This is a genomic window from Microbacterium sp. MPR-TSA4 (assembly GCF_058792815.1).
On sequence record NZ_JBXAFF010000012.1, the window covers coordinates 50,994 to 76,159 of the forward strand.

20 protein-coding genes, 1 tRNA gene and 1 other RNA gene are annotated in these 25,166 nt (G+C 70.1%); 14 read left to right on the forward strand and 8 right to left on the reverse strand.

Annotated features, from left to right (window positions below; all coding sequences use genetic code 11):
- Positions 1–2: 2 nt before the first annotated feature.
- Complete coding sequence (locus tag AC1Q49_RS07425; RefSeq protein WP_492491365.1) at positions 3–452, reverse strand: RDD family protein; 450 nt, start codon at positions 450–452, stop codon at positions 3–5.
- Positions 453–583: 131 nt separating this feature from the next.
- Between AC1Q49_RS07425 and glnA (AC1Q49_RS07430) the strand changes: the two genes are divergently transcribed.
- From glnA (AC1Q49_RS07430) to AC1Q49_RS07450, 5 genes are all read left to right on the forward strand, one after another.
- Positions 584–2,008 carry a type I glutamate--ammonia ligase gene (glnA, locus tag AC1Q49_RS07430; RefSeq protein ID WP_060958909.1) on the forward strand — a complete coding sequence of 475 codons (1,425 nt, stop codon included), beginning with the start codon at positions 584–586 and terminating at the stop codon, positions 2,006–2,008.
- A gap of 296 nt (positions 2,009–2,304) precedes the next feature.
- Entirely contained in the window at positions 2,305–2,637 is a 333-nt protein-coding gene (locus tag AC1Q49_RS07435) for a YbjQ family protein (protein ID WP_060958910.1), read from the forward strand.
- A gap of 123 nt (positions 2,638–2,760) precedes the next feature.
- Positions 2,761–4,539, forward strand: a complete 1,779-nt coding sequence (locus tag AC1Q49_RS07440) for a TIGR03767 family metallophosphoesterase (RefSeq protein ID WP_492491368.1) — start codon at positions 2,761–2,763, stop codon at positions 4,537–4,539.
- Entirely contained in the window at positions 4,539–4,892 is a 354-nt protein-coding gene (locus AC1Q49_RS07445) for a hypothetical protein (RefSeq protein ID WP_492491370.1), read from the forward strand. Before AC1Q49_RS07440 ends, AC1Q49_RS07445 begins: the two co-directional genes overlap by 1 nt.
- Entirely contained in the window at positions 4,889–5,473 is a 585-nt protein-coding gene (locus tag AC1Q49_RS07450; RefSeq protein ID WP_492491372.1) for a hypothetical protein, read from the forward strand. Before AC1Q49_RS07445 ends, AC1Q49_RS07450 begins: the two co-directional genes overlap by 4 nt.
- Here AC1Q49_RS07450 and AC1Q49_RS07455 read toward each other — a convergent pair.
- Genes AC1Q49_RS07455 through AC1Q49_RS07465 form a run of 3 tightly spaced genes read right to left on the reverse strand, consistent with a single transcriptional unit; the run spans position 5,464 to position 10,084 of the window.
- Complete coding sequence (locus AC1Q49_RS07455; RefSeq protein ID WP_492491374.1) at positions 5,464–8,463, reverse strand: bifunctional [glutamine synthetase] adenylyltransferase/[glutamine synthetase]-adenylyl-L-tyrosine phosphorylase; 3,000 nt, start codon at positions 8,461–8,463, stop codon at positions 5,464–5,466. The two genes, AC1Q49_RS07450 and AC1Q49_RS07455, sit on opposite strands and share 10 nt — an antisense overlap.
- Positions 8,464–8,469: 6 nt before the next feature.
- Complete coding sequence (gene glnA, locus AC1Q49_RS07460; RefSeq protein ID WP_060958915.1) at positions 8,470–9,807, reverse strand: type I glutamate--ammonia ligase; 1,338 nt, start codon at positions 9,805–9,807, stop codon at positions 8,470–8,472.
- Between the two features lie 49 nt (positions 9,808–9,856).
- Positions 9,857–10,084 (reverse strand): hypothetical protein, encoded by a 228-nt coding sequence (locus AC1Q49_RS07465; protein ID WP_060958916.1) that lies wholly within the window; start codon positions 10,082–10,084, stop codon positions 9,857–9,859.
- Positions 10,085–10,157: 73 nt separating this feature from the next.
- Here AC1Q49_RS07465 and ppgK point away from each other — a divergent pair, with 73 nt between their 5' ends.
- Both ppgK and AC1Q49_RS07475 read left to right on the forward strand, forming a co-directional pair.
- Positions 10,158–10,916, forward strand: a complete 759-nt coding sequence (gene ppgK, locus AC1Q49_RS07470; RefSeq protein ID WP_492491376.1) for a polyphosphate--glucose phosphotransferase — start codon at positions 10,158–10,160, stop codon at positions 10,914–10,916.
- Positions 10,917–11,092: 176 nt separating this feature from the next.
- A complete protein-coding gene (locus AC1Q49_RS07475; protein WP_060958918.1) occupies positions 11,093–11,296 on the forward strand; it encodes a three-helix bundle dimerization domain-containing protein in 204 nt (67 codons plus the stop codon).
- A gap of 59 nt (positions 11,297–11,355) precedes the next feature.
- Here AC1Q49_RS07475 and AC1Q49_RS07480 read toward each other — a convergent pair whose 3' ends face one another.
- Both AC1Q49_RS07480 and rnpB read right to left on the reverse strand, forming a co-directional pair.
- Complete coding sequence (locus AC1Q49_RS07480) at positions 11,356–12,201, reverse strand: hypothetical protein (protein WP_492491378.1); 846 nt, start codon at positions 12,199–12,201, stop codon at positions 11,356–11,358.
- 722 nt (positions 12,202–12,923) lie between these two features.
- Positions 12,924–13,298: RNase P RNA component class A (gene rnpB, locus AC1Q49_RS07485), an RNA gene on the reverse strand.
- Between the two features lie 106 nt (positions 13,299–13,404).
- Here rnpB and AC1Q49_RS07490 point away from each other — a divergent pair.
- Together AC1Q49_RS07490 and AC1Q49_RS07495 are read left to right on the forward strand one after the other, a co-directional pair.
- Complete coding sequence (locus AC1Q49_RS07490; RefSeq protein WP_205282954.1) at positions 13,405–14,076, forward strand: LPXTG cell wall anchor domain-containing protein; 672 nt, start codon at positions 13,405–13,407, stop codon at positions 14,074–14,076.
- Positions 14,069–15,847 (forward strand): DUF4012 domain-containing protein, encoded by a 1,779-nt coding sequence (locus AC1Q49_RS07495; protein WP_492491380.1) that lies wholly within the window; start codon positions 14,069–14,071, stop codon positions 15,845–15,847. Before AC1Q49_RS07490 ends, AC1Q49_RS07495 begins: the two co-directional genes overlap by 8 nt.
- A gap of 4 nt (positions 15,848–15,851) precedes the next feature.
- Here the strand turns inward: AC1Q49_RS07495 and AC1Q49_RS07500 are convergent, their stop codons facing one another.
- Together AC1Q49_RS07500 and AC1Q49_RS07505 are read right to left on the reverse strand one after the other, a co-directional pair.
- Complete coding sequence (locus tag AC1Q49_RS07500) at positions 15,852–17,573, reverse strand: bifunctional 3'-5' exonuclease/DNA polymerase (RefSeq protein WP_492491382.1); 1,722 nt, start codon at positions 17,571–17,573, stop codon at positions 15,852–15,854.
- Positions 17,570–18,301 carry a zinc ribbon domain-containing protein gene (locus tag AC1Q49_RS07505; RefSeq protein WP_061781770.1) on the reverse strand — a complete coding sequence of 244 codons (732 nt, stop codon included), beginning with the start codon at positions 18,299–18,301 and terminating at the stop codon, positions 17,570–17,572. Before AC1Q49_RS07505 ends, AC1Q49_RS07500 begins: the two co-directional genes overlap by 4 nt.
- A 119-nt stretch (positions 18,302–18,420) precedes the next feature.
- On the opposite strand from AC1Q49_RS07505, the gene AC1Q49_RS07510 reads away from it, so the two are divergent.
- The 5 genes from AC1Q49_RS07510 to AC1Q49_RS07530 all read left to right on the forward strand — a co-directional run bounded on the left by AC1Q49_RS07510 (position 18,421) and on the right by AC1Q49_RS07530 (position 25,147).
- Positions 18,421–19,923: an amino acid permease gene (locus tag AC1Q49_RS07510; RefSeq protein WP_101306333.1), complete on the forward strand. Its 1,503-nt coding sequence runs from the start codon at positions 18,421–18,423 to the stop codon at positions 19,921–19,923.
- Between the two features lie 32 nt (positions 19,924–19,955).
- Positions 19,956–20,028, forward strand: a tRNA-Val gene (locus AC1Q49_RS07515).
- A 133-nt stretch (positions 20,029–20,161) separates the two neighbouring features.
- Positions 20,162–22,891 carry a pyruvate dehydrogenase (acetyl-transferring), homodimeric type gene (gene aceE, locus AC1Q49_RS07520; protein WP_101306321.1) on the forward strand — a complete coding sequence of 910 codons (2,730 nt, stop codon included), beginning with the start codon at positions 20,162–20,164 and terminating at the stop codon, positions 22,889–22,891.
- A gap of 8 nt (positions 22,892–22,899) precedes the next feature.
- Positions 22,900–24,123: a PucR family transcriptional regulator gene (locus tag AC1Q49_RS07525; RefSeq protein ID WP_101306320.1), complete on the forward strand. Its 1,224-nt coding sequence runs from the start codon at positions 22,900–22,902 to the stop codon at positions 24,121–24,123.
- 103 nt (positions 24,124–24,226) lie between these two features.
- Positions 24,227–25,147, forward strand: coding sequence for an ACP S-malonyltransferase (locus tag AC1Q49_RS07530; protein ID WP_492491385.1), 921 nt, complete (start codon positions 24,227–24,229; stop codon positions 25,145–25,147).
- Positions 25,148–25,166 lie beyond the last annotated feature (19 nt).

Here is a 25,166-nt window from a genome sequence, read left to right on the forward strand (position 1 = left end):
CGTCACCCTCTGACGAGAACGGTCCCTGCGGCCTTGTCGTGCAGTCCCCGCTGATCCGCATCCCAGATCACGGCGGGGATGACCAGCGCCAGCAGCAACGTCCGCACGAGCGGCCGCCACAGTCCCGTCCACCCGCCGCCGACGCGGATCACCCTCATGCCGAGCAGCCGGTGCCCCGGGCTGCCGCCCAGGGTGGGGATGAACAGGATCTGCACCGCGAGGAAGATGATGTTCGATGCCACCGGGTTGGCGTTGCGGAAGCCGGTGACCTCGTCGATCGTCGGGAAGAACGCGTACGCGATGAGGGTCGCCGTGGCCAGATCGATCGCCAGGGCGCCGATGCGGCGCCCGATCCGGGCGATGCTTCCCGCGCCGGTCTGCGGCAGCCCGAGCGGCTCGCCGGGATAGCTGTCGTCGGAATGTCCCGTATTCTCAGTCGTACCGGCTGTCACCGGCTCAGCTTATCCGCGCCGCCGTAACATCCCCGAAACACAGGGGATACTGCCGGGCAACCGGTCCTCGATAGCGTCGAGGAGAGCCTGATCCCGTTCAGGCGTGTTTCACACCCGATCTTGGAGACTCCATGTTCAAAGATTCATCCGAGGTTCTGAAGTTCATCAAGGACGAGGACGTCAAGTTCCTCGACATCCGTTTCACGGATCTGCCTGGTGTGCAGCAGCACTTCAACATCCCTGCCTCGACCGTCGACGAGGAGTTCTTCACGGTCGGTCAGCTCTTCGACGGCTCGTCGATCCGCGGTTTCGCGAACATCCACGAGTCCGACATGCAGCTCATCCCCGATGTCTCGACCGCCTACATCGACCCGTTCCGCGAGGCGAAGACGCTCATCATGCTCTTCGACATCTACAACCCGCGCAACGGCGAGATCTACAGCAAGGACCCGCGTCAGGTCGCCAAGAAGGCGGAGAAGTACCTCGCCTCCACCGGCATCGCCGACACGGCCTTCTTCGCCCCCGAGGCGGAGTTCTACATCTTCGACGACGTGCGCTACGAGGTGAAGCAGAACGCTTCCTTCTACAGCGTCGACTCCGAAGAGGGCGCCTGGAACACCGGTCGCGCCGAAGAGGGCGGCAACCTCGCCAACAAGACGGCGTACAAGGGCGGCTACTTCCCCGTCTCCCCCGTCGACAAGACGGCCGACCTCCGCGACGACATCAGCCTGCACCTCATCGACTCGGGCCTCATCCTCGAGCGCGCTCACCACGAGGTGGGCACCGGCGGCCAGCAGGAGATCAACTACCGCTTCGACACCATGGTGCACGCGGCCGATGACATCCTGAAGTTCAAGTACATCGTCAAGAACGTCGCCGAGCAGTGGGGCAAGGTCGCGACCTTCATGCCGAAGCCGCTCTTCGGCGACAACGGCTCGGGCATGCACACGCACCAGTCGCTGTGGCTCGAGGGCAAGCCGCTCTTCTACGACGAGAAGGGCTACGGCGGCCTGTCCGACCTCGCTCGCTGGTACATCGGCGGTCTGCTGGCGCACGCGCCGGCCGTGCTCGCCTTCACCAACCCGACGCTCAACTCCTACAAGCGTCTCGTCAAGGGCTACGAGGCCCCGGTCAACCTGGTCTACTCGGCGGGCAACCGCTCGGCCGCGATCCGCATCCCGATCACGGGCAGCAACCCCAAGGCCAAGCGCATCGAGTTCCGTGCGCCCGACGCCTCGGGTAACCCGTACCTCGCGTTCGCCGCGCAGATGATGGCGGGCCTCGACGGCATCAAGAACCGCATCGAGCCGCACGAGCCGGTCGACAAGGACCTCTACGAGCTGCCGCCCGAGGAGGCCAAGAACATCCCGCAGGTGCCGAACTCGCTGCTCGACTCGCTCGAGGCGCTCCGCGCAGACCACGAGTTCCTCCTCGCCGGCGGTGTGTTCACGCCCGAGCTCATCGAGACCTGGATCGAGTACAAGATCGAGAACGAGATCAAGCCGCTCGCCGCGCGCCCGCACCCGTTCGAGTACGAGCTGTACTTCGGCGTGTAGTCGGCCCGCGGCAGGGCCGGAGTGACCGGTGACGATCCGTCGTCGCCGTCTCGCCGGATCGAGTCGCCCAGAGCCCCAGTGGCACCGCTTCCTCCCCTGGAGGAACCCGGTCGCCGCTGGGGCTCTGTCGTTTCGGGTCTCTGCGCGTCGGAGGCCGGCGGTCACCTGCCACGGTCCCGAGCCGATGCCGCTGTGGTGCTCGATCTCGGGCCGCGGCATCCATAGGATCGACCCGGCACCATCCGTACGCCGCCTCGGCGACGGAGCATCGGGCCGATCACAGAGACGAGGTCACCATGTTCGCTGTCACCACGAACGACGTTCCGGGTTATCGCATCACCAAGGTCCTCGGCGAGGTCATGGGGCTCACGGTGCGGTCGGCCAACTTCGGCCAGAACTTCACCGCCGGCTTCCGCTCGCTCGCCGGCGGCGAGATGCCCGAGTACACGAAGGTCATCTACGAGTCGCGCTTCGAGGTGATGCAGCGGATGTGGGCCGAAGCGCAGCAGCGCGGCGGCAACGCCGTGGTGGCGATGCGGTTCGACTCGGGTGCGATCGGCAGCTTCACGGAGTTCTGCGCGTACGGCACGGCTGTGGTGGTGGAGCCGCTCGATCCGGCGCAGGCGTAGCGGCATCCGGGCACGGATGCGGGTCGTCGGCGCGTCGCGGCATCCGCATCTGGTGAGTCGCGCTCGCGGCCCGCTAGATTTGACGCACCCGATTGCGTCAGCGCGCCGAACCCGGAGGTGCCCGTGGGCGTGCTCTCCCGCCGCCAGTTCCTCGCCGTCGTCGGCGGTCTCGCCGCTGCCGGCGCACTCCCCCGCGACGAGCTCGCGCACGCTCTCGCCGCACCGCCGCGCGCGGTCGCCGACGCACCGAGCACGCTCCTGCAGACGATCCTGCAGGGGCCGGTTCAGAAGGGCTCCTACCGCACGCTCGTCGCCGGTGCGGGTGAGCCCCATATCGCACGCTTCGACGTGCTCGGGCGCTCCGCGGACGCCGGGCGCGCCGCATCGCGTCGGTCGCTCCTCTACCTCGCGCACCTCTCGGACATGCACGTCATCGACGCGCAGTCGCCCGGCCGCATCGAGCCGATGATCGTGCAGGACCACGCCGCGTGGGGATCGGCATTCCATCCGCAGGACCCGCTCAGCCCGCACGTGATCGCCGCGATGACCAGGTCGATCTCCGATCTTCGGTACAGCCCCGTCACCGGCGCTCCGATGGATGCCGCCGTCGTCACCGGAGACAGCGCGGACATGCACTCGTACCGCGAGCTGCGCTGGTACATCGACCTGCTCGACGGACTGACCGTCGACCCGCGCACGAGCGACACGTTCCAGGGCGTACAGGCGTGGGCCGAGGCCGTCTGGGCCTATCGGCCGGCCGATCCGACGGGCGGCGCGTTCGGCGCCTACGGCTTCCCCACCCTGCCGAGCCTGCTCGACGAGGCGATCGCCCGCCCCGTGTCGTCGGTGGGCCTGCCCGCCCCCTGGTACACGGTCTACGGAAACCACGAGACGCTCCTGCTCGGAACGTTCGACCTCGACACGCAACTGCGCGCCCTCGCGGTGGGCGGACGCAAGTCGTACACCCTGGAGGCGACGGCGGCGATGGCGCTCGGCGGCTACGCGGCGCGCACGAGCGCCGTGCAGCAGACCCTGGATGCGTGGGGGCTCGAGCTGGGGCTGCGTCCCGGATTCAAGGCGGTCCCCGCCGATCCGGGGCGTGCGCTGTTCACGCAGCAGGAGTTCATGACGGAGCATTTCCGCACGGCGGATCGTCCCGGCCCGGTGGGGCACGGCTTCACCGAGGAGAATCTGCGCTCCGGCCAGACGTGGTGGAAGGCCGATCTGTCGCCGCGGGTGCGGGTGTTCGGCCTGGACACCTGCAACCAGGTCGCGGGCCCCGACGGCGCCGTGCCGAAGAACCAGTTCGATTGGCTCGAGGCGGAGCTCGTCACGGCCACCAAGGAGAACCGGCTCGCGATCGTGCTCAGCCATCACAACAGCGACACCCTGGAGAACCGGGCACAGCGGCCCGGGCAGGAGGAGGTGCTGCTCGGAGCCGACGAGTTCGTGGCGATGCTCGTGAGATACCCCGTGGTGGTGGCGTGGCTGAACGGACACACGCACCTGAACCAGATCCTCGCGCACCGGGCGCCCGGCGGTGGCGGCTTCTGGGAGATCACGACCGCATCCTGCATCGACTTCCCACAGCAGCAGCAGACCGTGGAACTCGTCGACAACCGGGACGGCACGCTCTCGATCTTCACGACCGTCGTCGACCACGCCGCCGATCCGCGGCCGGGAAGCGGCGGCGACTATCTCGCGCTCGCTTCGCGCAGTCGCGAGCTCGCGTCCAACGACTGGGCCGAGACTCCACTGATGCGCCGCGGGTCGGCGCTCGACCGCAACACCGAGCTCCTCCTGCCCGCGCCGTTCGATCTCGCGACGATCAGCGACGCGGCGCTCGAAGCGCAGCATCTCGCCGCGCGCACGCGCATCCTCGCCCACGAGGGGAACCTCTGATGCGCGCCGCTCGGCTCGCCTGCGCTCTCGCGGCGTGCGCCGTCGCCGCGAGCCTGGCGGGCTGCTCGCAGGTCGCCGCCCTCGCACCGGTCGGAGGAAACGGCCTGGCCGAAGTGCGCTTCGGAGCGATCGACGTCCTGCAGCAGAAGGGCATCGATCTGCTCGAGGCGCCCGTCTGCGCGACCGTGGGGGCAGGGCCCGCGGTGACCTGCACCGGCCGCACGCTCGACGGCCGCGACGTCTCGGTCGCCTCCAGCGTCTCGTCGGACGCGCGACTGGACGTGCTCGTCGGCGGACAGACGCTCTTCTCCGGCCTCCTGTCGGATGTGCTCGACGCGGCGGCGCGCGGATGAGCGCCGCTCCGACGTCGCTGACGCGGGTGGCCCTCGCGGGGGTCGTCGTGGTGGCCAACGCCGCCGCACAGGCTGTGCTCGTCGCGGTCGCGCCGCGTCAACCGCTGGATGCCGCTGCCATCGCCCTCGCCGTCGTCTCCGGTGCGGTCCTCGGTGCGGCGGCGGCCGCGCTGTGGGTGATCGCCCAGGGGCGGTTTCGGGCGCGCACGGTGGGCCGCACGGCGGTCGCCGCGGTCGCCGTCGCCCTGTTCGCGGTGGCGGCACCCGTCGCGATCCCGGTCGTGGTCGCGATCGCGTGCCCCGTGATCGCGGCGGACCGCCCGGTCGTCGCCGGGACGGGGCTGCGGCGGCATCCCTGGCGCACCGCCTTCCATCTGGTGCTGACGGCTCTGGCGGTCGTCCTGGCGAGCGTGGTGGCGATGCTTCTCGGGCTGCTCGCGCCCGGCGCGATCGGGTCCGCCGCCGCGTGGCTGATCATCGGAGCCGGCGCCGCCGTCATCACCGGGAGCTGGCACCGCTGGGCACGCCGTGCTGAGTCCGAGCACGGCACGCGCACGGCCCCGGCATCCGCTCAGCCGTAGAAGAGCTTCTCGAAGTCGCGGCGCGCCCGTCGCGCCGTGCGCAGCCACTCCTCCTCGACGAGGGTGGCCGACCGCGGCGGGTACTCCAGCAGACGGCCGATGCCGTCGAGCTTGCCGCGATCGGTCGGAAGGACGTCGCTCGTCTGGCCGGACAGCAGCGTGTTGGCCGACCGCAGTCGACTCGCGAGCCGCCACGCGTCGTGGAGACGCTGCGCGGCGGCATCCGGCACCAGTCCGGCCGCCCGGGCGGCCTCGAGCGCGTCGAGGGTGGATGTCGTGCGCAGCGCCGGGACGTCGTGCGCGTGCTCGTGCTGCCAGAGCTGCACGAGCCATTCGACATCGCTCAGCCCGCCGGGGCCGAGTTTGAGGTGTCGCGACCGGTCGGCGCCCTGGGGCAGTCGCTCGTTCTCGACGCGCGCCTTGATCCGCTTGATCTCCCGCAGGTCCTGCTGCACGGGATGCCGGGGGTAGCGCACCTCGTCGGCGAGGGCAATGAACCGGCCGACGAGCTTCACGCTCCCGGCGACGCCGCGAGCGCGCAGCAGGGCCTGGGCCTCCCACGAGAGCGACCACCGTCGGTAGTACTCCGTGTAGGAGTCCAGCGACCTCACGAGCGGTCCGTTGCGCCCTTCCGGACGCAGGTCGGCGTCGAGCTCGAACGGGACCCGGTGATCTTCGGAGTAGGTGCGGATGCCGGCGACCAGGCGCAGTGCGAGATCGTGCGCGCGCTGCGGGTCGAGGCCGTTCGCGTCGTAGACGTAGAGCACGTCGGCGTCGGATCCGAAGCCCAGCTCTCCCCCGCCGAAGCGGCCCATCGCGATGACCGAGAAGTCCAGCGCGGCGTCCTCGGCGCCGACGATGTCGCGGCGGACCGCGCGCAGCGTGGCCTGGATGGTCACCTCGCTGACCGTCGTGAGGCCCTGTGCGAGCTCGTCGATCGTCAGCGTGCCCAGCACGGCCCCGAAGGCGAGCCGCAGCAGCTCCCGACGACGCAGAGCGCGCACGGCGCGCATGGCCTCGACCACCGTCTCGTGCCGCGTCTGGATCGCGCGCGCCTCTTCCTGGAGGGCGACGCCGGGGCGCGGGCGGAGCTGGTCTTCGGAATCGAGCCAGGCGACCGACTCGGGGATCCACTCCATCAGCTCGCCGATGTAGCGCGATCCCGACAGCACGCGGGTGAGCCGCTCCGCGGCACCGGCCGAGTCGCGCAGCATCCTCAGGAACCAGGGCGTGTCGCCCAGACGCTCGCTGATGCGCCGGAAGGCGAGCAGGCCGTAGTCCGGATCGACGCCGTCGGCGAACCACCGGATCATGACCGGCATCAGATGACGCTGGATGGTGGCCTTGCGGCTCAGACCGCCCGTGAGCGCGCCGATGTGACGCAGCGCCCCCGCCGGATCGCGGAACCCGATGGCGGCGAGGCGATCGTGCGCCTGCGCGGTCGACAGCTGCTGCTCGTCCGAGCTCAGCGCCGCCACCGCCGACAGCAGGGGGCGGTAGAACAGGCGCACGTGGATCTCGCGCACCTCGCGCTTGATGCCCTCCCACAGCGCCCAGACGCCGGGGCCGCCGTCCGCCAGGCGCGACGCGCGAGCGAGCACGCGCAGACCGTCGGGCTGCTGAGGCATGAGGTGGGTGCGGCGCAGGTCGCGCAGCTGCACGCGATGCTCGAGGACCCGCAGCACCCGGTAGTCGTGCGAGAACGTCGCGGCATCCTCGCGCCCGATGTAGCCCGCGCCGACGAGCGCCTCGAGCGCATCGAGGGTGCCCCGTTGCCGGATCGTGTCGTCGGTGAGCCCGTGCACGAGCTGGAGCAGCTGAACGGTGAACTCGATGTCGCGGATGCCGCCGGGACCGAGCTTCAGCTGGTACGGGACCTCCGCGGCGGGGATGTGGTCCGTCACCCGCTCGCGCATGCGCTGCACGCTGTCGACGAAGTTCTCCCGGGCCGCACTCGTCCAGATCTTCGGCTGGACGGCTGCGACGTATGCCTCGCCGAGAATGCGGTCGCCGGCCAAGGGGCGTGCCTTGAGGAGGGCCTGGAACTCCCAGCTCTTCGCCCAACGGTCGTAGTACGAGAGGTGGGAGTCGAGGGTCCGCACGAGGGCGCCCTGCTTGCCTTCCGGGCGTAGATTGGCGTCGACCTCCCACAGGGGAGGCTCGATCTCCATCCCGGAGATGCCGCGCATCGTCTGCACTGCGAGCCGCGTCGCGATGTCGATCACGCGGCTCTCGCCCACCTGCTCGACGAGTTGCGGGTCTCCCCCGCCCACGAAGATGACGTCGACGTCGCTGACGTAGTTGAGCTCGCGCGCGCCGGTCTTGCCCATACCGATGATCGCGAGCTGCGTCGCCGCGACCTGGTCGCGCGGGAACAGACCCGATCCGGGCGCACCCCCGGCGACCCGCGTCCGCGCGACGCAGAGGGATGCCTCGAGTGCGGCACCGGCGGCATCCGCCAGGCTCGCCGCGACCGGTGCGAGCACGGCGACGGCGTCGTCGGCACCGAGGTCGTGGGCGGCGATGCGCGCGAGCATGCGCCGGTAGCGGACGCGGAGGGCCACCCACGCGCTCTCGTCGCCCGTCGCGGCGAAACCGTCGGCATCCGCGCCGACCGCATCGGTCAGCTCGCGGCGCAACTCCTCCGCCGTCGGCAGCGGCACCTCGGGGCCGACGAGGTGGGCGAGCTCGGCGGGGTGTCGGAGGAAGAAGTCGGCGAATCCCGTCGATGCGCCCAGCAGGCGCCACAGCGCGGAGCCTCCCCGCGTCAGCGCCTCCGCGACGGCGGTGGCGTCGCGGCGCGCGATGCGCGCGAGCGCCGCCAGAGCGCCGTCCGGATCGGCCGCGTGCTGGGCGCCGCGCAGGATGTCCTCGCGGGAGAGGCCCAGGGCCTCCGCCAGCTCGGTCAGCAGCGCGTCGGCGTCGCCGAGGTCACCGAATCCGTCGCGCGCCAGCAGCGTCAGAACCGACGTGCGCTCGCTCGAGGTCATGACGGATCAGAGCATCTCCAGGTTGCTCTTCAGCTCGAAGGGCGTCACCTGTGCACGGTACTCGTGCCACTCGCGGCGCTTGTTGAGCAGCACGTAGTTGAACACCTGCTCGCCCAGCGTCTCGGCGACCAGCTCCGACTCCTCCATGTACTCCAGCGCGTGGTCGAGGCTCGCGGGCAGCTGCGCGTAGCCGAGCGCGCGTCGCTCGGCATCCGTGAGCGACCAGACGTTGTCCTCGGCCTCCGGCGGAAGCTCGTAGCCCTCCTCGATGCCCTTCAGACCCGCGGCGAGCATCAGGGCGAAGGCGAGGTACGGGTTCGCCGCCGAGTCGAGCGCACGGTACTCCACCCGCGTCGACTGCCCCTTGTTCGGCTTGTACATGGGCACCCGCACGAGGGCGGAGCGGTTGTTGTGACCCCAGCAGATGAAGCTGGGCGCCTCGTCGCCGCCCCAGAGCCGCTTGTACGAGTTGACGAACTGGTTGGTCACCGCGGCGATCTCGTTCGCGTGGGTGAGCAGTCCGGCGATGAACTGGCGACCGGTCTTCGACAGCTGGTACTGCGCGCCCTCCTCGTAGAAGGCGTTCTGGTCGCCCTCGAAGAGCGACATGTGCGTGTGCATGCCGCTTCCCGGCTTGCCGGACAGGGGCTTCGGCATGAAGGTCGCGTACACGCCCTGCTCGATCGCCACCTCCTTGACCACGGTGCGGAAGGTCATGATGTTGTCGGCGGTCGCGAGGGCGTCCGCGTAGCGCAGGTCGATCTCGTTCTGCCCGGGGCCGCCCTCGTGGTGGCTGTACTCCACCGAGATGCCGAGGTCCTCGAGCATCCGCACGCTGCGGCGGCGGAAGTCGTGGGCCGTGCCGCCGGGGACGTTGTCGAAGTAGCCGGCGGAATCCACCGGCTCCGGGCCCTCGGGTCCGAACGACGACGACTTCAGCAGGTAGAACTCGATCTCGGGGTGGGTGTAGAACGTGAACCCGGCATCCGCCGCCTTCGCGAGCGTGCGCTTGAGCACGTGACGCGGGTCTGCCACGGCCGGCTGCCCGTCGGGCGTGGTGATGTCGCAGAACATGCGGGCCGTCGGGTCGATCTCACCGCGCCACGGGAGCGTCTGGAACGTCGTCGGGTCGGGGTGGGCGAGCAGGTCCGACTCGTACGATCGGGTCAGGCCCTCGATCGCCGATCCGTCGAAGCCGAGTCCTTCGGTGAAGGCGCCCTCCACCTCGGCGGGGGCGATCGCGACCGACTTCAGCGTTCCGATCACATCGGTGAACCAGAGGCGGACGAACTTCACGCCCCGCTCTTCGATCGTGCGCAGTACGAAGTCCCGTTGCTTGTCCATCGCGTCCTCTCAGATGCCGCTTCGAAGGGAAGCCGGGCCGAAGGCCAGACTATCGGTCCCCGTCGGTGTGCGACGCGTCGCCCGACGTACCCCAGTCGCCCTCGCGGGCGTCGTCCTCGGCCCACTCGCGCGAACGCTTCGCGAGCAGCTCCGGAGCCTTCGCCGCCTCTTCGGCCGTGTCGAACGGTCCGGCGCGGTCGATGGCGGGCGACTCGAACCCGCGCTCGACGGCGCCGGTCGTGAGGTTGTACCAGTACTTCTCGTCGCCTGACGTCATGGCAGGTCCTTCCTGTGGGGGCTCTGGCTCGATCCTAACGATGGGCGCGGAGGACCTGGATAGGCTGGACCGCATGACGACGAAGGCGACCCGCGCGGTCGGTGTGGACATCGGCGGAACCGGCATCAAGGGTGCCCTCGTTGACCTCGAGGAGGGAAAGCTCCTCAGCGACCGCGTGAAGGTGGCGACGCCGACCGGCGCCGAGCCCGACGACGTGCTGGCGGCGGTGCAGACCGTTCTCGACACGCTCGGTGTCACCGACGCCGACATCCCGCTGGGCGTCGCGTTCCCCGCGATCGTCAAGAACGGCAAGACCCTCTCCGCGGCCAACGTCGCCGACACCTGGGTCGGCTTCGAAGCCGAGAAGTTCTTCGAGGACGGCCTCGGCCGTGAGATCCACTTCGCGAACGACGCGGATGTCGCCGGTGTCGCGGAGGCGCGATACGGTGCCGCTCGCGACGTGCCCGGCCTCGTGCTGCTGACGACGCTCGGCACCGGCATCGGGACCGCCATGCTGTACGACGGCGTCCTGATCCCGAACGCCGAACTCGGACATCTCCAGCGTGCGCATCACGGCAAGGATGCCGAGGCGTGGGCGGCCTACTCGGCGATGGAGCGCGACGAGCTCACGTGGAAGAAGTGGGCCAAGCGCCTGCAGTGGTATTACAGCTACCTCGACTTCCTCCTGAGCCCCGATCTGTTCATCGTCGGCGGAGGGGTCTCGAAGCACGCCGACGAGTTCCTGCCGCTGCTGCAGCTCTCCACACCCATCGTCCCCGCCACGCACCGCAACAACGCGGGGATCATCGGCGCGGCGGCGCTGGCGGTGTAGCGCGATCGACTGTTGCCACGCGCGTCCTGTTCGCTCTATGGTGAGCCTGACGGTCTGGGGACTGTCGAGCTCCACTTTCACACGCTGATGCAAGCGGCGGAGAGGCGGGACGCAGAGCTGCGTTCCGCCTCTCTCCGTCTTACCGTCGTCGCGCTGCGCGGCGTAGGCTCGTCGCCATGTCGACCCAGCCCGCGGATCCCGAAGCGGTCATCCAAGAGATCGTCGAACGACTCGAAGTGCGTTTCCCGAACGCTCCGGCCTCCGCGGTGAGGGCCGCCGTCGAGGAGGCTCGGGATCACTTCTCGCGCGCTCGCGTCAAGGATTTCCTGCCGGTGTTGATCGAGCGCGAGGCGAAGGCCCGGCTCGAACGACCCCTCTGACCCCTCCGGCGGTCGGGTCGCGAACCCTGCCGGACGGGGTGAGGCGAATGGGCCGGCCGCTATTCCGAGCGGGGAACGGAACCATGTTCCAAGCCGGTGGATCTGAGCCTCCTGGACCGAGGGCGACGGAATCCAAGCAGCCCACGTGCAGCGTCCCATAGGAGAATCATGCCGACGAAGACGGCCAGGGGAACTGCTAGCGGGAAAGCGATGATGACCGTAAGCCATACGCCAACTGGGCGCAGAAGCGATGCGATGGCCCACAGGCGTCCGCGACGGATGCTCCCCCTCGCCCACTGAACGGTGCCCCGGCGAGCTCTTTCCTTCCAGTGATCGGCGCTCTTCTTTCTTTCCCATGGCGACGACTGAAAAGTCTCAACGGCGCCATCCGGCTTCACAAGAATGGCGCCTGCGATCCGGAGGTACCTGGATTCCGCCCCTAGAAACCACTGCAGGAAACGGCTGGTCAGCCACGGTTCGCGAATCTGGAGCACCCCGGGGATCGAGACAGCGTGTTGTTTGATGGCGCCCGCCGTCAACCAGGTCTCTTCCGTCGATCCTGGCCAGTCGAGGGTTTGGTAGCCGGTGAAGGTTGGAAAGACAAGCTCCACGTCTTCAAGTTCATCCTCCGAAACTCCGGAAGCCAGTAGCGCGCGAATCGACGGATCTTCCCAGGCATCGGGTGGATGTAGGTACACCCACCTATCACCGAACCACCCGTCGTCGCGGTAGAACGTCCCGTGGGGTCCGGGAGCAGGGCGTTCAGGTATCGTCCATGAGTCCAGCCGGTCGAGGAGAGCCGCCGCGAGAGCCTCACGCTCCTTCAACACGTCGTCCCGACGGCGCCAGGTTCTGGTGACGACCACGCCGAACAACGCGATCAATAGCGCTACGAGGGCGGCCACCAGCGCAGAGGTCCACGACGCTGGATCAAGCCACATGGCAACAAGGTACAGCCGCTCGCCTGGCGTCCGGAGTGGACGATAGACGGGCCGATTCCAGGGCGCCGCGTGCGTCACTGACCATCTGTGGTCAAGAAGTCGGCAGCGGGCGCCGCGGCGTAGTTCGAGATCAGTGAGGAAGTCGGCAGCCCGCTCAGGCGGTCGGGCGTGTGGCCGCGGGGGCGACGATCGCGGGGCTGGTGGGCGCGATCGTGGGAAGTAAGTTCAAGAAGTATCGACCCGTGTCTCCCTGAAGATCATTCTCGCGGACGGCCACGTCGTGGTCGTGGATCGTCGTGAGGCGGGCGCAGCCCTCCATGCGTTTGGGGAGCGATGTGAACGCAGCCGATGTCAAGTACGTCACGGAGCTCACGCCGCCCGGACAGCGGCGCGCGGTTAAGGCACGCGATTGAGGCGAGCGCGCTTCGCAAGGTGGAAGATGGGTGCTCCGCCTCATTGGTGCCACGCGCTACGCGGTACGGCGAATCGGTGAAGACGGTGCAGGGGCGCCTCGGGCACAAGTCGGCGATGAAGACTCTCGACACCTACGGGCACATGTGGGCGGGCTCCGGCGATCGAACTCGCGACGCGGTGGACTCGATCCTCGGCGCTCCGCGCGATTCCGCGGACTCCCTGCGGACTGGCGGACCGTATCTCTCCTAGAATCCCTGCCGGACGGGGTGAGGCGAATGGGCCGGCCTGTACGCCGGGTTCTGTCCGGGAGCTCGCGCTCCGTGGACGGTCATCTCTCTCGGCGACACGTTGCCGTGCCGCTCCAGCGGCCTACCCGGGGACTCGGCGAGCCGCGTCGGCATCCCCTGTCTGGCCTTGCTCCGGGCGAGGTTTACCGTGCGGACCGTGTCACCACGATCCCGGTGGTCTCTTACACCACCCTTTCACCCTTACCCCGGTGCTCCGACGAGCGGAGTCCGGGGCGGTCTGCTCTCTGTGGCACTGTCTCGCGGATTGCTCCGGGTGGGTGTTACCCACCGCCCTGCCCTGTGGAGCCCGGACGTTCCTCGGTGCGGGTGAACCCGCCACGCGACCGTCCAGCCGACCCATTCGCTCCCCCGATCCTACTGGTTCGCGTCGTTCCGACGTGGTACGGTGTCGCCACGAGACCCGGCTGGGGGGTTTGGGCTCGCATCGCCTGGGGGAGGCATCATCATGCGTAAGTACGCGCTGCCCGTTTTTCTTGCCGTCGTTCTGCTGTCGGGGGGTGCGTCGGCCGCGTCGGCTGCCGATACCGGCGACGACTACGGCCCCGACACGCCGTCATCGCCGTCGCTGAGCGGGACGACGGTCGCGCCGTCCTGCGACGCGAACGTGCCGTGGATCGACTACTCGGTGGTCCTGAACGATCCGGACGGCCAGGCCACGAGCCACACGGCGCGCCTGGTGCTGACCGACGGCGAGCAGAGCACCACCATCGCACTCGGAGAGATCGTCGACGGGACGCTGTCCGGACGGGTGCTCTGGCCCGGCGCATCGGTGGACGAGAACGGGCAGGGGAACGGATGGCCCGGGTGGGCCTTCGAGAACGGCCAGTGGGTCGCGTCGCCGGGCAACTTCGCCTGGACGAGGGGCGACATCTCGGCCACCGTCGAGGTGAACCCGTCACTGCGGGTCGCGCTCTCCTACCCGCCGTCGACGCCGGCGTGTCTGACGGACCCCGCCGGTGTGGCGACGTCGGGAGCCGTCGCGGCGGCGGGGATGTCGCTGCCGGCGACGGGCGGCGACGGCGCAGCCGTGCTCCCGCTCACGGGCCTCGCGCTCGCGCTCGTGGTCGGCGGCGGTGCCCTGCTGTACGCCCGGCGCGCGCGCCGCGCCCGTGACTGAGGTCGCGCCGCCCACCACCGCGACCGGATCGCGCCGCCGCAAGCTGCGGCGGGGCGCTCTGGTCGCCGTCGTGGTGGTCGGGCTGCTCCTCGCGGTGGCGGGATGGCTCGGCATCCGCGGGTGGATGGCGAAGAACGAGCTCGAGGAGGTCGTCGCGCTGCAACCGCGCCTGTCGGCGGCCCTCGCCGCGGGCGACCTGGCCGCACTGACCCCCGTCGTCGATGCCGCACGGGAGCATGCGTCGCGCGCGGCCGCCCTGACCTCGGATCCGCTGTGGCGAGCCACTGAGGCGATCCCGGGCGTGGGGGCGAACACCGCTGCCGTGCGGATGCTGGCGGACACCGTCCGCGACGTCGCCGCCGCGACCGGAGACGTCCTCGTCGCGGCGCAGCCCACCGGCGGTGCGGACGGAACGATCGACCTGTCGGGGGTCGCCGCGGTCTCGGCTCCGCTCGACGCCCTCGCGCAGCGCGTGGCCGCCGCCGACGGCGCCCTCACCGCGCTCCCCCGCGACCAGCTCGTCGGTCCGCTGCGGGATGCCGCCGACCGCGCCGGCGTCGCGGTCGCCGCCGGGGCGCCGCTGCTGCGGGACGCGGCCGCCGCGGCGAACGCGCTCCCGGGGATGCTGGGTGCCGACGGTGCGCGGACGATTCTGGTCATGATCCAGAACACCGCGGAGGTGCGCACCGGCGGCGGCATCACCGGCTCCTTCCTCGCGATACGGGCGGTCGGCGGTCGCCTGGAGGTGACCGACCACGTCGACTCCCGCGCCTTCCACTCGCTCGATCATCCGATCGCGGAGCTTCCTCCCGATCTCGTGGCGCTCTACGGTGAGGCTCCCGGGCGGTTCGTCATGAATGCGACGATGACCCCCGACTTCGCCCTCAGCGCACGGCTCGCGTCGGCGTGGTGGCAGTCGCTCGGCCATGCCGCGCCGGACACGGTGGTGGCGGTCGATCCCGCCGTGCTCGCGTCTCTCCTCACGATCACCGGGCCACTGACCCTCTCCGACGGCACCGTCGTCGACCGCGGCGACGTGGTCGAGGACATCCTTGTCCGGCCCTACCTGGAGAAGACGGCCGACGAGCAGACGGCGATGCAGAGTGATCTCACGGATCGGCTGTTCGCGGCGCTCTCGTCGCGTCCCCTCGATCCGCTCCGCTGGATGGACGCCCTCGCGAAGCCGGTCGCGCAGGGGCGCGTGTCGGTGTGGAGCGCCCGGGCGGATGAGGGGTCGGCGCTGGCGCAGGGCCCGCTCGGCGGAGCGCTCGCCCGCCTGCGCGCGGCGGGACCCGACGCCGTGGGCGTCTTCTTCAACGATGCCACGACGGGGAAGATGGACACCTATCTGCACACGCGCATCGCTCCGTCGGTGCAGACGTGCCGGGCCGACGGCGCCGCCGACGTGACGCTCGCCGTGACGCTGCGCAGCAGCGCGACCGTGGCGGCTCGCGACTTCTCCGTGTGGATGACGGGAGCGGCGAACCCGTCCGCCCCCGGCGACATCACGACGGATGTCACGGCGATGATCCCGGACGGATGGTTCCTGGGCGGCGTGGAGCTCGACGGCGAACGGGCTTCCTCCACCGACGTCGACGGCGACGCGTCGGCGGCGACCCTCGCGCGTGTGACACTCGCTCCCGGACAGGAGCGCACATTGACGTTCCACTTCGTCGCCCCACGCGGCGCCGGGCTGCAGCCCGTCGTCGTGCACACCCCGATGATGAACGATGTCGCCGTGGAAGCAACGAGCGCGCCCGGGTGCGGGTGACCCCTCAGTCCTTCGCGGCGTCGACGGCGATCCGCAGATCCAGGGGGAAGTCGATCGGGAACGAGCCGAAGAGCAGCCGAGCGGCGTTCGCGGCCGCCTCCCGCACCGCCTCGGCGACGGCCTCCGCGTGCGGGGCGGGGGTGTGCACGATGATCTCATCGTGAAGGAAGAAGGCGAGGTGCGCGCGTCGGCCGAACACGGGCCCCGATGCCGCCGCGCCGTCCGCGGCGTCCACCTCGGGCAGGGCCGCGAGGCGGCCGCGCAGGTCGGCGAGCCACGCCGCCGCCCACTCGGCGGCGGTGCCCTGCACGACGAAGTTGCGGGTGAAGCGCCCGCGATCACGGGCGGAGCGGCGGGCGCGTACGCGGTCTGCCTCCGTCGCATCGGGAAGCGCGGCGGAGGCCTGGATCTCGCGCCAGGAGGAGGACGGAGGCGGGCTGGAGCGACCGAGCCAGGTCGAGACGACTCCTCCCCGCTCCCCCGTCGCTGCGGCGTCGTCGACCAGTCCCATTGCCCGCGGGTAGGCGCGCCGCAGCGCCGGGACCAGGCGACCGCTGTCGCCCGTCGTCGCACCGTACATCGCGCCGAGGACGGCGATCTTGGCCTCCTGGCGGGTCTGGACCACCCCGCTCGCGACGATGCCCTCGTAGAGATCGCGCCCGCGCGCCGCCGACGCGAGCGACTCGTCGGACGCCATCGCCGCGAGCACCCGCGGCTCCAGCTGCGCGACATCGGCCACGACGAGGGTCCACCCCGGATCGGCCCGGACGGCGCGGCGCAGCTGGCGCGGGATCTGGAGTGCGCCGCCCCCGGATGACGCCCATCTGCCCGTCACGACCCCTCCGGGCACGTAGACGGGACGGAACCGGCCGTCGGCGGCCCACTCGTCGAGCCAGGCCCAGCCGTTCGCGCTCATCAGACGCGTGAGCTTCTTGTAGGCGAGGAGGGGCGCGATGGCGGGGTGATCGTACTCGGCCAACTCCCACCGACTCGTGGATTCGGCGCGCACCCCGACACGGTGAAGGCTGCGCAGGAGCTTCGGGTGCGAGTCCAGACTCGCCGCCGGGTCGCCGAGCGCCACGCGCACGGCCGTCGCGAGGTCGCGCACGCGGGCGGGGAGCTCGCCGGGCGCGGGGCGGGCGCCGAGAACGTCCTCGAGGATCGCCTCGTGCGTCCGCCGGTCCCAGGGCAGACCTGCCGTGTTCATCTCCGTCGCCAGGAGCGCGCCGGCGGACTCGGCGGCGATCAACAGCTGCAGACGAGCGGGGTCTGCGCCGTCGCGGAGCGCGCGCTGCTGGCGCCGGAACTCGGCGAGCGCCTCGTCGGGATCGTCGGGCACGCCCGCACGCGCGGTGCCGTCGAGATCGAACAGCGCGGGTGCGGTGGGTGTCGCGGGCTCGTCCACCGCGACATCCCACACCGTCGCGGCACGCAGCGCGGCCGCATCCGTGACGAGAGCGCTGTCGCGCAGGATCGCGTGCGCGAGCCGCAGGTCATGGCACCGTGCGAGGACGGCGCCGGCGCGGAGCGCCCGCGGATACCAGCGTGTCGTGTCGGACCAGACCCACCGGGTGAGCGGGTCGTCGTCCCACCACGCGTCGAGCGCGCGGCGCTCGACGTGCTGGACGTCGAGGTCTGCACCGATCGTGGTGACGACCGCCTGCTCGCCCGACGTCGTGACCAGGCGCCAGCGCGGCGTGCTCCGTGCCGCGCTGGTGGCGTTCACAGCCCCGATTCGTCGGTGCGCACGAGGATGCCGCCGCACTCGGGGCACTGGACGACGTCGTCGTCGGCGGCCTGGCGGATCGTCTGCAGATCGGTGCCCGCGAGCACCATGTTGCACCCCTCGCACGTGCGGCGGCGGAGCAGTCCGGCGCCGACACCGCGAGCGGACAGGCGCTCGTACAGCGCGAGCAGGTCCGCGGGCACACGGGCGGCGATGGCGGCGCGGTCGCGGGTGGCGGCCTCGCTGCGCGCGGTCGCGGCGGCGACGCTCTCCTTCGCGGCGGCGCTCAGTCGCCCGCCCTCCTCGTTCACGGCGGCGATGGCCGCCTCCTGCGCCGCGACGGCGGCTTCGGCGGCCTCGAGCCGCTCCATCAGCTCGAGCTCGGCATCCTCGAGGTCGCTCTTGCGCTTCGCGAGCGACGCCAGCTCGTGCTCGAGTCCCTGCGCCTCCTTGGCGTTGGCCGACGCCGCGAGGCGTTCCCGGTCGCGGGCGACACGAGCCTCGACGAGCGCGACATCCGACTCCAGACGCGCCAGTTCGGCGTTCACGTCGTCGCGGGCCCCGAGCAGCGTCGTCAGTTCGGCGGACTGGGCCTGGCGCTGCGCGAGCAGCTCCTGCACACGGCCGGCCTGCTCCGGGTTGCGGCGGGCATGCTCAGCGTGCTGGATCGCGGCGTCGAGCGTCGCGAGTTCGAGCAGGAGCTGCTGGTCGGCGGGTCGTGACTTCACCGTCCCAACCTACCGCTCCCGACGCAGGGGCGTTCCGGTCGGCGCGGACGTCGCACTAGCATGTTCACCCTGACCGCAGTGCTGCGCACCGTGCTCTGCGGATCCTCAGAGGAGGCGCCATGAGCGTGATGCGCACGAAGTCCATCGAGCGATCGATCGCCGACACGGAGGAACCGGAGTTCCGGCTGCGAAAGTCGCTCTCCGCGCTCGACCTGACCGTCTTCGGGGTCGGCGTGGTGATCGGCGCCGGCATCTTCACCCTGACCGGCCGCGCCGCCCACGAGGTCGCCGGACCCGCGGTGGTCGTCAGCTTCATCGTGGCGGCGGTCGCCTGCGCTCTCGCGGCGATGTGCTACGCCGAGTTCGCATCGACGGTTCCGGTGTCGGGCTCCGCGTACACGTTCTCGTACGCCTCGCTCGGCGAGCTGTTCGCCTGGATCATCGGATGGGACCTCATCCTCGAGATGTTCCTCGGCGCGAGCGTGGTCGCCCAGGGGTGGAGCGCGTACCTCGGCGTGCTCCTCGGCCAGCTCGGCATCCCCTTGCCGGAGGCCATCGGCTACGGCGGCGTGGTCGATGTCATGGCGATCCTCCTGGTCATCGTCCTCGGCATCCTCATGACGATCGGCATCCGCGAGTCCATGCGTGTCAACCTCGTGCTCGTGGGGGTGAAGCTCTTCATCGTCCTTTTCGTCATCGTCGCCGGGATCATGTTCATCAACCCCGCCAACTACACGCCGTTCGTCCCGGATGCCGCGCCGCGCGAGGCGGCGACGGGTCTCATGCAGCCGCTGCTCCAGTTCCTCTCCGGCTCGGCGCCGATGGCCTTCGGCGTGGGCGGCATCTTCGCGGGCGCGGCCCTCGTCTTCTTCGCCTACATCGGCTTCGACGTCGTCGCCACGACGGCCGAGGAGACGAAGAACCCGCAGCGCGACCTCCCGATCGGCATCATCGCGTCGCTCGTGATCTGCACTGTTCTCTACTGCGCCGTCGCGCTCGTCGTGACCGGCATGGTGCGCTACGACGAGCTCGACCCCGCCGCCGCCCTCGCGAACGCGTTCACGCATCACGGTCAGGCCTGGATGGCCACGGTCATCTCCGCCGGAGCGGTGGCCGGCCTCACCACCGTCGTGCTGACCCTGATGATCGGTGCGACGCGCATCATCTTCGCGATGTCGCGCGACGGTCTGCTCCCCCAGCGGCTCGCCAAGGTGCACCCCACCCGACGGACCCCCTGGGTGATCTCCATCGTGGTCACCGTGATCGTCGCCGTCGTCGCCGGACTGACCCCCATCGGTGTGCTCGAGGAGATGGTGAACATCGGCACGCTGTCGGCGTTCGTGCTGGTGTCGGTCGGTGTCGTCGTGCTGCGGCGCACCCGCCCCGACCTCAAGCGCGGCTTCCGGGTGCCCGGCAACCCGGTGCTGCCGCTCCTTTCGGCGCTCATCTGCGTCTACCTGATGCTGAATCTGACGGTGGAGACCTGGCTGCGGTTCCTCATCTGGCTCGTCATCGGGTTCGTGGTCTACTTCGCCTACTCCCGCGGTCATTCCCGACTGGGCAAGGACGACGGCATGTACCTCAATCCCGCCGAGCCGCGTGTCGTCGGGCGCGACGGCTGACCGCAGCCCCTCCTCATAGACTGAGGGGGTCAGGGCCTTTAGCTCAGCTGGTAGAGCGCCACGTTTACACCGTGGATGTCGTCGGTTCGATCCCGGCAGGGCCCACTCGCGTCCCGCGCGGTCCACCCCATCGCGATGTGACTAGGCTGATCCAGGACGCGTTGTCGACGCTGCACAAAGCCGCGCGCATCCCAAGCCCCATCCCTGGCACGATCTGCCAGACGACGAAAGGTGTCTCGTGACGGTCAACGATCAGGATCCGTACTCTCAGGGACCGCAGGACAGCGACCCCGAAGAGACGCACGAGTGGCAGGAATCGCTGCAGCAGCTCGTCGACAGCAAGGGGGCGGGGCGCGGTCGCGAGATCATGCTCAGCCTGCTGAACAAGTCGCACGAGCTGCAGCTGAACGTGCCCCAGGTCCCCACGACCGACTACATCAACACGATCGCGCCGGAGAACGAGCCCGCCTTCCCCGGTGACGAGGAGATGGAGCGTCGCTACCGCCGGTGGATCCGCTGGAACGCCGCGCTCACCGTGCACCGTGCTCAGCGCCCCGGTATCGGCGTCGGCGGACACATCTCGACCTACGCGTCGTCCGCGTCGCTGTACGAAGTCGGCTTCAACCACTTCTTCCGCGGCCTCGATGACCCCACGGGCGGCGACCAGATCTTCATCCAGGGCCACGCCTCCCCCGGCATCTATGCCCGCTCCTTCCTCGAGGGGCGTCTGTCGGCCGACCAGCTCGACGGTTTCCGTCAGGAGAAGTCGAAGGCACCGCTGGGCATCCCGTCGTACCCGCACCCGCGGCTCATGCCCGAGTACTGGCAGTTCCCGACCGTGTCGATGGGTCTCGGACCCATCAACGCGATCTACCAGGCGATGACCAACAAGTACCTCACCAACCGCGGGATCAAGGACCTCTCGGGCTCGCGCGTCTGGGCCTTCCTCGGCGACGGTGAGATGGACGAGGTCGAGAGCCGCGGACAGCTCCAGGTCGCCGCCAACGAGGGTCTGGACAACCTCACCTTCGTGGTGAACTGCAACCTCCAGCGCCTCGACGGACCGGTGCGCGGCAACGGCAAGATCATCCAGGAGCTCGAGGCGTTCTTCCGCGGCGCGGGCTGGAACGTCATCAAGGTCGTCTGGGGCCGCGGCTGGGACGACCTGCTCCAGGTCGACACCGACGGTGCTCTCGTGCGCCTCATGAACACGACGCCGGACGGCGACTTCCAGACCTATCGCGCGGAGGACGGCAAGTTCATCCGCGACCACTTCTTCGGCCGCGACGAGCGCACCGCCGCCATGGTGAAGGACTGGTCGGACGAGGACATCTGGGGCAAGCTGCGCCGCGGTGGCCTGGACTACCAGAAGCTCTACGCCGCCTACAAGGCCGCCACCGAGCACAAGGGCCAGCCCACGGTCATCCTCGCGAAGACCATCAAGGGATACGGTCTCGGTCACCACTTCGAGGGGCGCAACGCGACCCACCAGATGAAGAAGATGACGCTCGACGACCTCAAGCACTTCCGCGACTCGATGCGCATCCCGGTCTCCGACGCGCAGCTCGAGGAGAACCCCTACGCCCCGCCGTACTTCCACCCGGGCATGGAGGACGAGACCATCCAGTACATGGTGGAGAAGCGTCGCGCCCTCGGCGGGTTCCTGCCGGAGCGCCGCACCCACCACGTGCCGATCAGCCTGCCCGACGACAGCGCGTACGCGCTGCCGAAGAAGGGCTCCGGCACGCAGGAGGTCGCCACGACGATGGCCTTCGTCCGCCTGCTGAAGGACCTGCTGCGCTCGAAGGACTTCGGCAACCGCATCGTCCCGATCATCCCGGACGAGGCGCGCACCTTCGGTCTCGACGCGTTCTTCCCGACCGCGAAGATCTACAACCCGAACGGTCAGAACTACACCTCGGTCGACCGTGAGCTCCTCCTCGCCTACAAGGAGAGCCCGCAGGGGCAGATCATGCACGTCGGCATCAACGAGGCGGGTGCGGTCGCCGCCTTCACCGGCACGGGCACCTCGTACGCCACGCACGGCGAGCCGTTGATCCCGGTCTACATCTTCTACTCGATGTTCGGCTTCCAGCGCACCGGCGACGCGCAGTGGGCGGCGGCGGACCAGATGGCCCGCGGCTTCATCATGGGCGCGACGGCCGGTCGCACCACGCTGACCGGTGAGGGTCTCCAGCACGCCGACGGCCACTCGCACCTGCTGGCCTCGACGAACCCCGCCACCGTGTCGTACGACCCGGCGTACGGGTACGAGATCGCCCACATCGTGCGCTCCGGTCTGGACCGCATGTACGGCGGCAACCACCCCGACCCCAACGTGATGTACTACATCACCCTCTACAACGAGCCGCTGGTGCAGCCGGCCGAGCCCGAGGGCGTCGACGTCGACGGCATCGTCCGCGGCATCCACCGCATCTCCGAGGGTTCCGGCGACGGTCACCGCGTGCAGCTGCTCGCGTCGGGCGTCGGCGTGCCGTGGGTGCTCGAGGCGCAGCAGCTGCTGCGCGACGACTGGGGTGTGGCCGCCGACGTCTGGTCGGTCACGAGCTGGACGGAGCTGCGCCGCGACGGTCTCGCCGCCGACGAGCACAACTTCCTCAACCCGCTCGCCGAGCCGCGCACCGCGTACCTGACCGAGAAGCTCCGCGACACCGCGGGTCCGGTGCTGGGCGTGAGCGACTACATGCACGCGGTCCAGGACCAGATCCGCGAGTGGGTGCCCCGTCGGTACGTGACGCTGGGTGCCGACGGCTTCGGCTTCTCCGACACCCGTGCCGCGGCGCGTCGCTTCTTCAAGATCGACGGCCCGTCGATCGTGGTCCGCGCGCTGCAGGCGCTGGCCGAGGAAGGACTCGTCGACCGCTCGCTGTCCGCCCAGGCGATCGAGAAGTACCGTCTGCACGACGTGACGGCCGGAACGACCGGGAACGCCGGCGGCGAGAGCTGACCGGTTCGATGCCCGCCCGCCCCACACCTCAGGAGAAGGCGGAGACACTAGCGTGGCTCCGCCGCATCTCCGGGGACCTGGCCACGGCGACCATCAAGCGACTCGAAGACTCGCTGCCGTGGTACGCCGACATGCCGCCGGCACGCCGGTCGGCCGTGGGCCTCGTGGCGCAGGCGGGCATCGCCTCGTTCATCCAGTGGTACGAGGATCCGGGCTCCACGCCCTGGATCGCCGCCGACATCTTCGCCGCAGCCCCCCGTGAACTGCTGCGCAGCGTCAGCCTGACGCAGACGCTGCAGCTCATCCGGGTGACCGTCGCCGTCACCGAGGAGCGCGTCGCGGGCCGGGCGGAGGACCTGCGCGAGAGCATCCTGCTGTTCTCCCGCGAGGTCGCATTCGCGTCGGCTGACGTCTACGCGCGGGCCGCAGAGGCCCGCGGGCTCTGGGACGCGCGACTCGAAGCGCTCGTCGTCGACTCGATCCTCACAGGCGAGGCCGACGAGGAGCTGCCGAGCCGTATCGCCGCCCTCGGCTGGCACGGCCACGGAGAGGTCGCCGTGCTCGTGGGCACGACGCCCCCGCAGCTGGATGTCGATCATCTGCGGCGGCTCGCCCGCAAGCTCGGCGTCGACGTGCTCATCGGCGTGCAGGGGTCGCGCCTCGTGCTGGTGATCGGGCGTGCGGTACTGCCCGGACGCGAGCCCGTGAGCGACGAGCTGCCGTTCCCCGAGATCGCACGACGGCTGGAGCCCGGCTTCGGTCCCGGCCACCTCGTCCTCGGTCCCACGGTGCCCGCGCTGGTGGATGCCGGGCTGAGTGCGCGCGCGGCGCTGGCGGGGTTCGCCGTCGCCGGGGCGTGGCGTCACGCGCCGCGTCCGGTCGAGGCCGACGATCTGCTGCCCGAGCGTGCGCTGGCCGGCGACGCCATGGCGAAGGCGACTCTGGTCGAGCGCATCTACCGTCCGCTGCAGGCGCACTCCGCCGATCTCGTCACGACACTCTGGAGCTACCTCGACAACGGGCGCTCCCTCGAGGCGACGGCGCGCGAGCTGTTCGTCCACCCGAACACCGTGCGGTACCGCCTCAAGCGCGTCTCGGACGTCATCGGCTGGGATGCGACCGGGCCGCGAGAGGCGCTCATCCTGCAGACGGCCCTCATCATCGGGTCGATCGGCACCGAGGCGACGCGCCGTCGGGGAAGCGCGGCGCGACGCCCCTCTCGCACCGACTGACATCCCACCGTCCCGGTGCTGTTATCGATCGGATACAAAGCAATCCGCGTTTGTTGTGACGTGTTCGCCAGCGCGGCGGCGCAGAAGTTGGAAGGATAGGCACGTGATCATCACCGTCTTCCCCGGGCAGGGCTCACAGACCCCCGGGTTCCTCGCTCCGTGGCTCGAGCTCGACGGGGTCCGCGAGCGCGTCGAGCGGTACGCGGAGGAGGCGGACGTCGACCTCCTCGCGGCCGGCACCGAATGGGACGCCGACCGCATCCGCGACACGAGCGTCGCGCAGCCGCTGATCGTCGCGGCGAGTCTGGTCTCGTACGCCGCTCTGCAGGATGCCGCGGCCACCGCGCCCGGCGGTGTCGCCGGCCACTCCGTGGGTGAGATCGCGGCTCTCGTCGCGGCGGGAGTGCTCACGGACGACGACGGGATGCGTCTCGTCGGTCTTCGGGGACGAGCGATGGCCGATGCGGCTGCGCGCGAGCACACCGGGATGAGCGCCGTCCTCGGCGGTGACCGCGACGCGGTCCTCGCCCTCCTCGATGAGCTGGGCCTCACCCCGGCCAACCACAACGGTGCCGGACAGATCGTGGCGGCAGGCGCGCTGGACGCGCTGGCGGAACTCGCGGCCCACCCGGTCGCGGGAAGCCGCGTCATCGCGCTGCAGGTGGCGGGCGCCTTCCACACCTCGTACATGGCCCCCGCGGTCGAGTCGTTGCGCGCCGCCGCCACAGAGGTGACGGCATCCGACCCGACCGTCGCCCTCTGGACCAACCGAGACGGTGCGCGGGTCGTGGCAGGTCGTGAGGCTCTCGACCTGCTCGTCGCACAGGTCTCCTCCCCCGTCCGCTGGGACCTCTGCATGGACGCGTTCTCGGCTGCGGGCGTGACCGGCATCATCGAGCTCGCCCCGGCCGGCACCCTCACGGGTCTCGCGAAGCGAGCCCTGCGCGGCGTGCCGACCGTGGCCGTGAAGACACCCGACGACCTCGCGGCTGCGGCCGCCCTGCTGACAGGAGGCGACGCGTGACCGACGCGCCCACCCGACC